The organism is Heliomicrobium modesticaldum Ice1 (assembly GCF_000019165.1).
In the GTDB taxonomy this organism is placed as follows: domain Bacteria; phylum Bacillota; class Desulfitobacteriia; order Heliobacteriales; family Heliobacteriaceae; genus Heliomicrobium; species Heliomicrobium modesticaldum.
In genome coordinates this window covers 1609568-1622201 of record NC_010337.2, presented here as the reverse complement: position 1 = coordinate 1622201, position 12634 = coordinate 1609568, and the positions used below count along the sequence as shown (strand labels likewise).

Here is a 12634-nt window from a genome sequence, read left to right as displayed (position 1 = left end):
TCTCGTTTTCTACAGATATAGGTGTTTTTTTCTCTGTTCGAGATCTCTATTTTTTGTCCCGTAGGACGGCCACGCCAGGCAAGGTCTTGCCTTCCAGGAATTCCAGGGAGGCGCCGCCGCCGGTGGAGATGTGGCTCATCCGTTCGGCCACACCGACCTTGTTGACAGCGGCCACCGAGTCACCGCCGCCGATGACGGTGATGCCCCGGCACTCGGCCATGGCCCGGGCGACGGCTTCCGTTCCCTTGGCGAAGTCGTCGATCTCGAAGACGCCCATGGGGCCGTTCCACAGCACGGTAGCCGCCTCTTTGACCACGTCAGCGTAGCCTTTGGCCGTCTCGGGGCCGATGTCGAGGGCCATCCAGCCGGGCTCGATGGCGTTGACGGCGACCGTCTTCTGGGGCGCGCCGGCCTCAAAGGCCTGGGCGACGACGACATCGGTGGGCAGCAGCAGGTTGACCTTCTGCGCCTTGGCGCGCAGGATCAGTTCGCCGGCCAGGTCGACCTTATCGGTCTCGACGAGGGAATTGCCCGTCTCGTAGCCGAGGGCGCGCAGGAAGGTGTTGGCCATGCCGCCGCCAATGATCAGGCTGTCCACCTTGTTCAAGAGGTTTTCGATGACGCCGATCTTGTCAGAGACCTTGGCGCCGCCGATGACGGCGACGAAGGGTCTTTCCGGGTTGGTGACGGCCTTGCCGAGCATGGACAACTCTTTTTCCATGAGAAATCCGGCCACGGCCGGCAGGAAGTCGGCGACGCCAGCCGTGGAGGCGTGGGCGCGGTGGGAGGTGCCGAAGGCGTCGTTGACGTAGATGTCGGCCAAGTCGGCCAAGGCTTTGGCGTAAGCCTTATCGTTCTTTTCTTCTTCCTTATAGAAGCGGACGTTCTCTAAGAGAAGCACGTCGCCCTCTTGCATGGCAGCGACGGCGGCCTGGACTTCCGGACCGATGACGTCGTCGACCTTGGCGACTGGTTTGCCGAGGAGCTCGGCCAGGCGCTTGGCCACGGGGGTCAGGCGGAATTCATCGACAGGCTGGCCTTTCGGGCGGCCCAGGTGGGAGGCGACGATCACCCGCGCCCCCCGGTCGATCAGGTATTGCAGCGTCGGCAAGGTCATGCGGATGCGCGTGTCGTCGGTGATGACGCCCTTTTTGAGGGGGACGTTCAGGTCCTCCCGGACGAGGACGCGCTTGCCCCGCACGTCGATATCGCGAAGGGAGATCTTCTCCATGCTTACAGCCCCTTTGCGGCCATCAGCAGGGCCAGGTCGACAACGCGGTTGGAATAGCCCCACTCGTTGTCATACCAGGCGACGACTTTGGCCATCTTGCCGTCGAGGACCATCGTGGAGGGGGCGTCGACGATGGAGGAGTGGGGATTGCCGTTGAAGTCGCGGGAGACGAGGGGTTTTTCACAGAAGGCCAGGATGCCTTTTAAGGGGCCTTCAGCGGCGGCCTTCAGGGCGCTGTTGATCGCTTCTTCGGTGGCCGGTTTTTCCAGTTCAGCTACCAAGTCGACGACGGAGACGTTGGGGGTGGGGACGCGCATGGCAAAGCCGTTCAGCTTGCCTTTCAGTTCGGGCAGGACGAGGGCGACGGCCTTGGCGGCGCCGGTGGTGGTGGGGATGATCGACTGACCGGCGGCGCGGGCGCGGCGCAGGTCGCTGTGGGGCAGGTCGAGGATGCGCTGGTCGTTCGTGTAGGCGTGAACCGTCGTCATCAGGCCGCGGACGATGCCGAACTGCTCATGGAGCACCTTGGCGAAGGGGGCCAGGCAGTTGGTGGTGCAGGAGGCGTTGGAGACGACGTGGTGGTTGGCGGCGTCGTATGTATGGTCATTGACGCCCATGACGATGGTGGCGTCGATGTCTTTGCCGGGAGCCGAGATGATCACCTTTTTGGCGCCGGCCTGGATGTGCTTGGCCGCATCGGGGCCTTTCGTGAAGCGGCCTGTCGATTCGACGACGATGTCGACGCCGAGCTCTTTCCAGGGCAGTTTGGCGGGATCTGTTTCGGCGCAGACCTTGATCTCGACGCCGTTGACGGCGATCGCCTTGTCGGAGACGGTGACTTCGTAAGGCAGTTCGCCATGGACAGAGTCGTACTGGAGCAGGTGAGCCAGCGTTTCCGGGCTGGTCAGGTCGTTGAGGGCGACGATCTCTAGGTCAGAACCGGCTTTCAGCATGTCCCGCTTCAGCATGGCCCGCAGCACGTTGCGGCCGATCCGGCCAAATCCGTTGATGGCGATTTTGGTAGTCATGGTTGCATTCCTCCGCATCATTTTTTCATTTTTGGTGGGGTGTTTGTTTTCGACGGGGCCTTTGTTTTTGATGGGCCTTTGTTTTCGATGGAGTGTTTGCCTTTAACGGGATGCTTGTCTTTGTCGGGATGCCTGTTTTTGTCAAGATCTTATTGGGGCAGCTTTTCGTCGCTGCTCAGTGTTACAGGAGGAGCAGGCGCGAAGAATGGATCTCCGATCCACTCCGCGGCCTGCTCTAATCCTCCGGGCCCTTGTGTCAAGTTGAATGGACAGTGCGAGGAGTCGAGCGGCGCTTCTCCACTTTTCGGCAGGAGTGATTCTCTTGAGCGACCCCTGCTATTCGCGCAGATCCCTAGAGGACTTTCGCCGTCCCCCGGTAGATCAGGCCGCGCCGGCCGTCGACGGTGATCGTCTCCCCTGTCTCAAAGAGGGACAGGGCATTGTCGACACCGACGATGGCAGGGATGCGGTACTCTAAGGCCATGATGGCGGCGTGGGAGGTGAGGCCGCCCTCTTCGCAGACGATGGCGGCAGCGTTTTTCAGGTAAGGGACGTAGTCGGCATCGGTGCCGATGGCGATGAGGATCTCGCCTGCTTGCAGGTCAGCAGCTTCGGTGACGGTGCGGGCAACCCTCGCCTTGCCGGTGACCGACCGGGCGACGATGCCGGTGCCCCGTGCCGCTGCTTTGCCGACGGTGTGGACCTTGAGCAGGTTTGTCGAGCCCTGCACGCCGACGGGCACGCCGGCGGTGATGACGACGAGGTCGCCGCCTTGGATCAGGTCATGTTCGACGGCCACATCGACGGCTGTCGCCAGCATGCGGTCCGTATCGGTCAATTGGACCGATGGCAAGGGAACGACGCCCCAGAGGAGGGCCAAACGGCGCAGCACTTCCGGTCGAGGGGTGACGGCGACGATGGGCGCCTGGGGACGGTAGCGGGCGATCATGCGGGCCGTGTAACCGGAGGCTGTTGCGGTGATGATGGCCGCCGCCCCCAATTGGGTCGCTGTGACGCAGACGGCCTGACCGATGGCGTCGGTGACGCTGGTCTTGCCGTTGTGGACCGGCTGGTTCCTTTGCAAGGACGATTCGGCGCGCCGGGCGATGCGGTCCATCGTCTGAACGGCGACGACAGGGTACTTGCCGTTGGCCGTCTCGCCCGAGAGCATGATGGCGTCGGTGCCGTCGAAGATGGCGTTGGCCACGTCGCTGGCCTCGGCGCGGGTCGGCCGGGGGTTGTTCATCATGGAGTCGAGCATCTGGGTGGCCGTGATCACCGGTTTGCCGAGGCGGTTGCATTCGGCGATGATCGATTTTTGCAGGATAGGCACCTCTTCGGCGGGGATCTCCACGCCCAGGTCGCCCCGGGCGACCATGATGCCGTCAGAGGCCTGGATGATCTCGTCCAGGTTGTCCACCGCTTCGCTGCTCTCGATCTTGGAGATGATCTCGATGTCAGCGCCGCCCTCTTCTAGGATCTTGCGGATAGCCAGCACATCGGCGGCCTTGCGGACGAAGGAAGCGGCGATGAAATCGACCTTCTGTTCGATGCCGAAGCGGATGTCGGCGATGTCCTTTTCGGTGACCGAGGGCAGGTTGATGGAGATGCCGGGAACATTGACGCCTTTTTTGTTGGAGACCTTACCGCCGTTGAGGACGCGGCAGATGACGTCGTTGCCTTCGACTGCCTCTACTTCCAGTTCGATGAGGCCGTCATCGACGAGGATGCGGACGCCCGGCGACACGTCCTTGGGCAGGTCGGCATAGGTGACGGAGACCCGCGAGGCGTCGCCGAGGATGGGATCGGTCGTCAAGGTGAAGCGCTGACCTGCTTCCAAAAAGATCGGCGGAGCGGCAAAATCGCCGGTGCGGATCTCCGGTCCCTTGGTATCCAGCAGGATGGCTACGTTGGCGCCGAGTTCGGCAGCGATGCGGCGGATGTTCTCTATGCGGCGTCCATGTTCCTCATGGGAGCCGTGAGAGAAGTTGAGGCGGGCCACGTTCATGCCGGAACGGATGATCTCTCTCAGGGTGTCCGGGTGTTCACTGGCCGGCCCGATGGTGCAGACGATTTTTGTCCTTCGCATGGGATACCTCTTTCTACAGCCCGTAAGCTTCAGCCAGCAGCTGGATGGGATGGACCACGGGCAGACCGGTCACATGATTGACCTGCAACTGGCACATGCCGCATTCGGTGACGGCCTGTTTGACGCCCGTGTCTGCCACGGCCCGGACGATGTTCTGGCCGATCTCGCGGGCGATGGGGTATTTTTCTTTTTTGAAGCCGTAGCTGCCCGAAAGGCCGCAACAACCGGCGTCGAGGGCAGTTACCTGGAGTTCGGGGATGAGCCGCAGGATCTCCAGGGAGGGAACGCCATAGCCGACGGCGCGCAGGTGACAGGGCTGGTGGTAGCCGTAACGCCGGGGCAGCCGTTTCAGGTTCCTGTCCAGTTGTCCCTTCTCATGGCACATCAGTAGGTACTCGAAGGCGTCGTAGGTGTTTTCCGTCACCAAGGTCGTGTCCATGTCGAAGAGTTCATGGTACTCCTGACGCAGCATCAGGTTGCAGCTCGGACAGGTGGTAACGACGGCGTAGCCTTCCTTGATGTAGCGGTTCAGCTTGGCCAGGTTGTTGACGCCGTAGGCTTTGGCCGCATCCATGAGGCCGTTGGAGACGGTCGGCAGGCCGCAGCAGTTGAAGTCATCGACAACCATCTCGATACCGTTGTGGGCGAAGACCTTAGCCAGCGCCAGGCCCACCTCGGGGGTGTAGTAGTTCACATAGCAGCCGGGATAATAGAGCACCTTCCCTTTCGGGTGGGCGATCTTTTTCGGCTTAAACTGTTGCAGGAACGTTTTGGTGGCGAAGCGCGGGAAGGGCATTTGGGCGGCGACGCCGAAGAGAGCTTCCCCCATGGCCCGGAAGGGACCGACGCCGGCGGCCCAGTTGACGATAGACGGCGCGATCTGGGCGGCTTTGCAGATCAATTCGACCCGGCCTAGCACCTGGTCGCGAAGTGGGGCGCCGTTGAGGGCCACATACTCCCCTTTGGCCTTGCAGTTCATGGTCGCTACGTTGACGCCGGAGGGACAGACGAAGTCACAGGTCTTGCAGTTGCTGCAGTAGCCGATGGAGGGATGAACGGCGGCCGGTTCGTCGAGGCGGAAGCGCTCCAGGTCGGGGCCGTTCTGTTTCGGTCCGGCATACTGGTCGGTCACCTTGACGACGGGGCAGTTGGCCACACAGATGTTGCATTTGATGCAGTTGTCGAGGATGAGATGACGGTCCTGACTCATTGTGCCACCTCCCCGGCGAGCTTGCCGGCCTTGTAGCCGGAAGCGACGGCGATGCCGTTGCCGCATTTCTCAATGGGACCGTTGGCGCCGGCCAGGTTGGCGCCGGTGATCCGCACATTTTCCAGGCAGACCCGGCCTTCCCTGTCAAGGGGCTGCAACCGATCGTTGACGGCGATGCCGAAGCGGTTGAAGCCGTGGCCGTTCATGGAGAGGAACTCGCCGGAAGCCCATTTTTCTGCCGTGCGGACAGGCAGGTTGAAGATGACTTCCCGCGCCTCGCCGATCCGGCTGTCCAGGCCGCCGCCGACGAAGGCGCCCGTGGCCAGGATATAGGTCTTGGCCGAGAAGGTGAAGGTCTTGCCTGCCCCTTCGGCTGTCACCTGAAGGCAGCGGTTGCCCTCTACCTTGGCGCCGGTGAAGGTGCAGCCGATGATCACATCGACGCCGGCGTTGCGCAGGTGCTTGAGCAGCAGTTGCTGCAATCGCTGTCCCGGGAGGGCCGGCGGGATGTTGGCCACTTCGTAGACGGGTGCGCCCAGGGCTTTCGCGAGCTGGCCGGTCACGTCGATATCGAGGCGTTCGCCGAGCACCGGCGGGAAGAGGACCACCGTTCCATCGACGATGTGGGCTTTGATCTGCTCCACCGCTTCCCGGATCCCCTCGGCTTGCTCTAAACGGTGGGCCAGGGTGGTGGCGTAAAGTTTTTTCCAGGCGCTGCGCAGCTTGACGACGGTCAGCTTCACCGATTCAGGCAGGTTGCCGTTGCGGGCCAGGTTGGAAGCCATCACTTCGGGGTAAAAATCCTTCAGTTCTTCATAGCCGACGATGACGATCCGCTTAGCCTTGTCCAGGTCCCTGAGGGCCATCGAAGGCGGCGCCAGGAAGGAGGGCCGGAAGGTGCCGAGGGCTGTCGGCAGCAGCCAGTTGGCGCCGCCGTTGTCGCGGTACGGGCAGCCGTAGCGTTCCGTCAGGCCCTGGAAGTAGCGCAGGCTCTCTTCGAGCACATCGGCCACTTTCGTGTAGGGGTGTTCAGGGTTTACTTCGTTCAGGCGGGCGATCTGGGCCAAAGGGTTTTGGCAGACCCGTTGGGGGTCATCGATGTCGTATCCCCAGAGGTCGATGCAGCCTGAAGACAGGCTGAGCGAGCCCATGCCTTTAGCGGCTACAGTGACTCCTTTACCCGATTCAACCGCTTTGGCGGCGGCCAGCAGGCCGGACAGTCCGGCGCCTATGATCAACACATCTGTTTTTTTATTCATCATTTCATTCTCTCCATGCCGAAGAGTGTGCAGAAGATCTCCGAGGACAGTTGGGCTTCCCGCAGTTGCTGGCCCCAGAGGACCGCCCGGACGCCGCGCCAGCGGTTTTGCAAAAACTCAGCCAAAAACTCGCGGTGGGTGCCGGTGAACTGCTTGTGGTCGCTCATCGCCCCCAGGGTGCGGTAGCTGCAGAAGATGCCCTGACAGGTGCCCATGCCCATGCGGGTTTTGCGGCGGATATCGCTCAAGGTCTTGCTGTCGCCGTCACTGGCCACATGGTCGATCTCGGCGGCGCTGACCATCTCGCACTCGCAGAACATGCGGCGCTTGGTGCGGTCTTTCTCCGCCTCAGCGACGACCTTGGCGAAATCTTGTCCGAGCCGCTCTGCCGCCTTCTTGGCGCCGGGGACGCCGAAGACCTTTTTCCCCCGCTCCATCAGTTCCGCCGGCTGGGCCGCGCTGAGGGGTTCTTCCTTCGTCCGACAGGGGGTGCTGTTGCCGAGTTTTTTGGCAGCCAGGTCAACGGTCTTTTCGGCCATCAACCGGAAGGTGGTGAACTTGCCGCCGACGATGCTGATCAGGCCGGTGAGGCCATCACGTTGCGCGTGGTCGATGAGCGCGAAGTTGCGCGTCACCGCCCGGCCTCCGGCGCCCTTGTCCGCTTGGTAAAGGGGCCGCACGCCCGCAAAGGCCCGGATGATTCGGTAGTCGTCGATGCGGGGCATCATCTCCCGGCCGACGGCAAGCATCTCCCGGACCTCTTTATCAGTCGTCTTAAAGCTGTTGGGATCGTCTACCGCCACTGAGGTCGTGCCCAGCAGCGTAATGGTGCCGTGGGGAACGAAGATGTCGGCGTCGCCGGGGGGGCGCAGGCGGTTGACGACCTGGTTGGTCAACCGATGGTTAAAGGCGAGCAGGGTGCCCTTATCCTTGATGATGCTCACGTCGAGGCCGGCCAGTGCCGTCACTTCGCCGGCCCAGGCGCCGGCGGCGTTGATCACCATCTCGCATTCGATCGGGCGCTTTTCGCCGGTTAGGGTGTTGGTGATCTCCACACCGGTGACGCGGCCATTTGAACAATGGATCGCCGTCAGTTTGCTGTAGTTGGCCATTTGGGCGCCGTAACGTCGAGCCGAATGGACGTTGCTCCAGAGCAGACGGAAGCCATCGACGGCCGCATCGGGCACCGTAAAGGCGCGGGTGATCTTCGGTGAGAGGACGGGGTATTTTTTGATCAAAGTCTTCACGTCGAGTTCTTCCGTTTCGATGCCCGCCTCAGCGCAAGCCTTCACCCACTGGTCGGCATAGGCCGGGTCGTCGCTCGGCAGTTGGGCGAAGAGGCCACCCGTCGGCTCGATGCAGTCGGGCGCCAGGCGACGCAGCAGGAGATTCTCTTCGATGCACTCTTTCGCCGCCTCTTTGTCCTTGACGGCATAGCGACCGCCGCTGTGCAGCAGCCCGTGGAAGCGGGAACTGGTGCCGTGGGCCAAGTCGCCTTGCTCAACCAGGAGGGCCGAAATGCCCCGCATGGCCAGGTCGCGCAGGATGCCTGTCCCAGTGGCGCCGCCTCCGATCACCACCACCTGAACGCGTTCGGTTACCATGGTTAACCCTCCGTCCCTTTCTTCATATAGGAAGCATTCATCCCGTCGATGATTATCCAATTTTATGAAAAAAAGCCGCCAATGCCGGAATCCCCCGGTACTGCTGCGGCTTCTCCAAACTCACAAGCCCCTATCAAGTTCGATGGTACTGACTTCGAGCAGTAGAAGAAAATTGGGGTCGCTGGACTAACTCTATCGAATTGGCTTCCGGTCAGGTATCACCACGAAGACCGACGGCCAGAATTGACGATGTTATCGGCATTGTGCGTAAGGGAGAAAGAGGAGCCGGGAGGAAACGGCGCCACCTGTCAGACAGATGACGCGGCCTCCCCCCCTACTCACTTTGCTTCTGTGACCTGATGAGCCACCGTTTCACTCCAGCGCTCTATCTAAGGTTTGCACTGTCGCTCGGCGGTTCTTACGAAGCGACTGTTGCACTGGCTCTGAGCGCACTTCGCTGCTCGGTGATTAGTCTTCCCTTTCCCAGTCCATGCTGCGGGTGACGGCCCGTTTCCAGCCGCCGTAGAGTTTGGCCCGCTTTTCATCGGCCATTTTGACTTCGAAGCGGTTGTCAAGCTGCCAACGCTTGGCCAGCTCTTCTTTGCTCTCCCAGAAACCGACAGCCAGGCCGGCCAGGTAAGCAGCGCCCAGAGCGGTCGTCTCAATGATCCGGGGGCGCTCAACAGGAACGCCGAGGATGTCTGCCTGGAACTGCATGAGCAGGTTATTGGCCACAGCGCCGCCGTCTACTTTCAACGCTTGCAGCTTGATGTTGGAGTCGGCTTCCATGGCGCCGAGGACATCCTTGGTCTGGTAAGCCAGGGCTTCCAAGGCGGCGCGGACGATGTGGGCTTTGGTGGTGCCGCGGGTCAGGCCGACGATGGCGCCGCGAGCGCGCATATCCCAGTAGGGAGCGCCCAGGCCGGCGAAGGCGGGAACCAGGTAGACGCCGTCGGTGTCGTCTACTTTGCCGGCGAAGTATTCCGAGTCGGGAGCGGCTTCGATCAGTTTCAGGCCGTCGCGGAGCCACTGGATGGCGGCGCCGGCGATGAAGATGGAGCCTTCCAGCGCATATTCCACTTTGCCTTCGATACCCCAAGCAATGGTGGTCAGCAGACCGTTCTTGGAGTCGTACAGTTCCGAACCGGTGTTCATGAGCATGAAGCAACCGGTGCCGTAGGTGTTCTTGGCCATACCGGGTGCGTAGCAAGCTTGGCCGAAGAGGGCGGCCTGCTGGTCACCGGCGGCGCCGGCGATGGGAACGGCATGTCCGAAGAAGAGAGCCGTGTCGGTGTAGCCGTAAACCTCGCTGGAGGGCTTCACCTCAGGCAGCATGGAGGCGGGCACGTTCAGGGCGGCCAGCAGTTCCTCATCCCACTTCAGATCGCGGATGTTGTACATCAGGGTGCGGGAGGCGTTAGAGTAGTCGGTGACATGGACCTTGCCGGCAGTCAACTTCCAGATCAGCCAGGTGTCCATGGTGCCGAAGAGCAGCTCGCCTTTTTCGGCTTTTTCCCGCGCGCCTTCCACGTTGTCCAAGATCCACTTGACCTTGGTGCCGGAGAAGTAGGCGTCGACGACAAGGCCGGTCTTGGTCCGGAAGGTTTGTTCCAGGCCGCGGGCTTTCAGTTCGTCGCAAATGGCGGTGGTGCGGCGACATTGCCAGACGATGGCGTTGTAGACCGGTTTGCCGGTAGCTTTTTCCCAGACGACCGTCGTTTCACGCTGGTTGGTGATGCCGATGGAGGCGATCTCTTCGGCACTGATGCCCGTCTTGGCCAGCAGTTCGGCGATGACACCGTACTGGGTGCTCCAGATCTCATCGGCGTTGTGCTCGACCCAGCCGGCTTTGGGATAGATCTGGGTGAATTCCTTTTGGGCTACGGCGACGATGTTGCTGTCTTTGTCAAAAAGGATAGCGCGACAGCTTGTGGTGCCTTGGTCCAGCGCCATAACGTACTTCTTGCTCATCGAATCCGACACTCCTTTACATCTTTTGATCCATCAAATTTGGCCCGAAAGATCGCTGCACGGGCTGCTCTTGTGTTGAACTCGTTCACCGTCAATTCGCTGAGTATTTTTCTTTTTCACAAAAGGTCCAACCGGGATGCGGCTTTCGGGATGGGTCTCCCGTTTCAAGCGCCCGGCGGATGGGGCGATACCGCCGGCGTCAATAGTTATGATTGCAGAAAAGATTCGCTTCTTTGGTTCTCTTGTGAAGCCTTCCTTCGCGGGGATAGATTAAGCGCCGAAGAAGGTGGCGTAGAAGAAGGCACCGAGCAATGCGCCGATGATGGGGCCAACGACGGGAACCCAAGAGTAGGCCCAGTCAGAGCTGCCTTTGCCGGGGATGGGCAGGATGGCGTGGGCGATACGGGGGCCAAGGTCGCGGGCAGGGTTCAGGGCGTAGCCGGTGGGGCCGCCGAGGGACATACCGAGTGCGACGATCAGCAGCGCCACGGAGATGGTGCCGACGCCGTCGGCCATCTTGTTGGCGCCGAGGGCGAGGATGCCCAGAACCAGCATGGCAGTGGCGATGGCTTCAGTGACCACGTTGGCGCCGTAGTTGCGGATGGCCGGGCCGGTGCTGAAGACAGCCAGTTTGAGGCCGGCATCGTCGGTTTCCTTCCAGTGGGGCAGATAAGCCAGGTAGACGAGCACTGCGCCGAGGAAAGCGCCGATCATCTGAGCGGCGATATAGGTGGGAACGAGGTCCCAGGAGAATTTGCCGATCGCGGCGAGGCCGATAGTCAGGGCGGGGTTGAGGTGGGCGCCGCTGTACTGGCCGACGCTGAAGGCGGCGATCAGAACGGCGAGACCCCAGGCGACAGTGATGACGATCCAGCCGGCGTTCTGGCCTTTCGATTTGTTCAGCAACACACCGGCGACAACACCGTCACCCAGGAGAATCAGGATCATCGTACCGATAATTTCTGCTGCAAACGGCGACATAGTTTGTCCTCCTCGTACTGTTTTTCCTTTTGCTTTTTCGCATACAACCAGCGGATTTTACGCGCCGGTTTTTCGCTTACTGCTTGCCCCAATTGGTATTTCATCGCTTGAATCGGAATCATCCCCCTTGCCGGTATTATCCGGAGCAATAGGAGGTTGGCCGCTTTTTTGCAGATCACTCCCTTCCTTGCGTAAGATTTCACGACCACATCTACGCGCGCGAAAGGCTCGAGCGTCTAAGCGGCCGTCTCCTGAACTCCATAGCCCGGGTCCAGTGAGCAAAAAAGAATAACCCCCAATTCGACATCGCATCGATGCCGCATCGGGGGTTAACTCTTTTACTCCTAACCCGTTATCAAATTGTTCTTAGTTATAACATTCTACGTCTTCGGGCTAATTCCTGCTGAAAGATTGAAATTATTTAAAATTTACTGACGAGAGCCGTTCCCTCTGGCGCTGCGAATGCCCACATCCCCCCTCTGGAACAAAAACCCCCCGAAAAGCATCATACCATGCTTGTTCGGGGGTTCTCCACGACTCCAACCCATCGATCAAATTGTCTTATCGCTTCCATCTGCGGATCTGCATCCTTGTGTTAGTGATATCATTCGCCATGTCGGCTCAAAATCCTGCTCGTTCATTAAAAAAATGTTAGGAAAACTGCCAGAGATGGCGCAGGCTTGTGGAGACGGCATCGATGCCTTTTTCAAAGGCCTCCCGCACATCGGCTTCCGTGCGCAACAATCCGCCGGCGAGGACGGGGATGCCGAGGGACTTTTTCAAGTCGCGAATGACGAAGCGGGGCACCGTCGCGGGAAGGATCTCCACAGCGCTGGGTTTCATATCACTGGCGACGCGGATGGCCGTCTTGATCGATTCGGAATCGACGATGAACACCCGTTGCACAACCCAGAGGCCTTCGTCGTGGGTGAGTTTGACCAGGTTAGACTTGGTGGTGACGATGCCTTGCACACCCATGCGCTTGAGCAGATGGATGCCGGCCTTGTCCTTCCCGATGCCCTCGATGAGATCGATATGGGCGAGCACGTTTTTTTGCGCCACTCGGATCCGCTTGATCGCGTTGGGCAGTTGGTTGACGTCACCGCCAAGAAGAAAGATCGTGCGAATCTTGGGATGGCCGATCAGCTCTTCCAGGTCCTCGAGCCGCCGAAGGGCGCCTCCGATCTTGGTTCCTTCCATGATCGTTTCTAAAAATCCCATACTACCTCCTGCGCACTGACGCTGCCTCCGCATTGGATTT

General features: G+C 60.6%; 10 protein-coding genes. All 10 read right to left on the bottom strand.

From position 1 onward, the window contains the following. Positions 1–46 precede the first annotated feature (46 nt). Positions 47–1231: a phosphoglycerate kinase gene (locus HM1_RS07265; RefSeq protein ID WP_012282685.1), complete on the bottom strand. Its 1185-nt coding sequence runs from the start codon at positions 1229–1231 to the stop codon at positions 47–49. Between the two features lie 2 nt (positions 1232–1233). After that, positions 1234–2259 (bottom strand): type I glyceraldehyde-3-phosphate dehydrogenase, encoded by a 1026-nt coding sequence (gap, locus tag HM1_RS07260; protein WP_012282684.1) that lies wholly within the window; start codon positions 2257–2259, stop codon positions 1234–1236. 352 nt (positions 2260–2611) lie between these two features. Next, positions 2612–4348, bottom strand: coding sequence for a pyruvate kinase (gene pyk, locus HM1_RS07255; RefSeq protein ID WP_012282682.1), 1737 nt, complete (start codon positions 4346–4348; stop codon positions 2612–2614). Positions 4349–4361: 13 nt separating this feature from the next. Beyond that, complete coding sequence (locus HM1_RS07250) at positions 4362–5558, bottom strand: anaerobic glycerol-3-phosphate dehydrogenase subunit C (protein ID WP_012282681.1); 1197 nt, start codon at positions 5556–5558, stop codon at positions 4362–4364. Further along, the gene (glpB, locus tag HM1_RS07245) at positions 5555–6820 is read right to left on the bottom strand and encodes an anaerobic glycerol-3-phosphate dehydrogenase subunit GlpB (RefSeq protein ID WP_335324162.1); all 1266 of its coding nucleotides are present in this window, start codon (positions 6818–6820) and stop codon (positions 5555–5557) included. The genes HM1_RS07250 and glpB overlap by 4 nt, the downstream gene beginning before the upstream one ends. After that, the gene (gene glpA, locus HM1_RS07240) at positions 6817–8421 is read right to left on the bottom strand and encodes an anaerobic glycerol-3-phosphate dehydrogenase subunit GlpA (protein WP_012282679.1); all 1605 of its coding nucleotides are present in this window, start codon (positions 8419–8421) and stop codon (positions 6817–6819) included. Before glpA ends, glpB begins: the two co-directional genes overlap by 4 nt. Before the next feature lie 468 nt (positions 8422–8889). After that, the gene (gene glpK / locus HM1_RS07235) at positions 8890–10392 is read right to left on the bottom strand and encodes a glycerol kinase GlpK (RefSeq protein WP_041313517.1); all 1503 of its coding nucleotides are present in this window, start codon (positions 10390–10392) and stop codon (positions 8890–8892) included. A gap of 270 nt (positions 10393–10662) precedes the next feature. Next, positions 10663–11373, bottom strand: a complete 711-nt coding sequence (locus HM1_RS07230) for an MIP/aquaporin family protein (protein WP_012282677.1) — start codon at positions 11371–11373, stop codon at positions 10663–10665. Continuing rightward, positions 11337–11495: a hypothetical protein gene (locus HM1_RS15765; RefSeq protein ID WP_187147758.1), complete on the bottom strand. Its 159-nt coding sequence runs from the start codon at positions 11493–11495 to the stop codon at positions 11337–11339. The genes HM1_RS07230 and HM1_RS15765 overlap by 37 nt, the downstream gene beginning before the upstream one ends. Before the next feature lie 529 nt (positions 11496–12024). Continuing rightward, positions 12025–12594: a glycerol-3-phosphate responsive antiterminator gene (locus HM1_RS07225; protein WP_012282675.1), complete on the bottom strand. Its 570-nt coding sequence runs from the start codon at positions 12592–12594 to the stop codon at positions 12025–12027. Positions 12595–12634: the final 40 nt, after the last annotated feature.

What these genes read in the sequence shown, in the direction of transcription:
- HM1_RS07265 (WP_012282685.1), bottom strand. Translation starts at nt 1,231, where the DNA reads ATGGAGAAGATCTCCCTTCGCGATATCGACGTGCGGGGCAAGCGCGTC.
- gap (WP_012282684.1), bottom strand. Translation starts at nt 2,259, where the DNA reads ATGACTACCAAAATCGCCATCAACGGATTTGGCCGGATCGGCCGCAAC.
- pyk (WP_012282682.1), bottom strand. Translation starts at nt 4,348, where the DNA reads ATGCGAAGGACAAAAATCGTCTGCACCATCGGGCCGGCCAGTGAACAC.
- HM1_RS07250 (WP_012282681.1), bottom strand. Translation starts at nt 5,558, where the DNA reads ATGAGTCAGGACCGTCATCTCATCCTCGACAACTGCATCAAATGCAAC.
- glpB (WP_335324162.1), bottom strand. Translation starts at nt 6,820, where the DNA reads ATGATGAATAAAAAAACAGATGTGTTGATCATAGGCGCCGGACTGTCC.
- glpA (WP_012282679.1), bottom strand. Translation starts at nt 8,421, where the DNA reads ATGGTAACCGAACGCGTTCAGGTGGTGGTGATCGGAGGCGGCGCCACT.
- glpK (WP_041313517.1), bottom strand. Translation starts at nt 10,392, where the DNA reads ATGAGCAAGAAGTACGTTATGGCGCTGGACCAAGGCACCACAAGCTGT.
- HM1_RS07230 (WP_012282677.1), bottom strand. Translation starts at nt 11,373, where the DNA reads ATGTCGCCGTTTGCAGCAGAAATTATCGGTACGATGATCCTGATTCTC.
- HM1_RS15765 (WP_187147758.1), bottom strand. Translation starts at nt 11,495, where the DNA reads ATGATTCCGATTCAAGCGATGAAATACCAATTGGGGCAAGCAGTAAGC.
- HM1_RS07225 (WP_012282675.1), bottom strand. Translation starts at nt 12,594, where the DNA reads ATGGGATTTTTAGAAACGATCATGGAAGGAACCAAGATCGGAGGCGCC.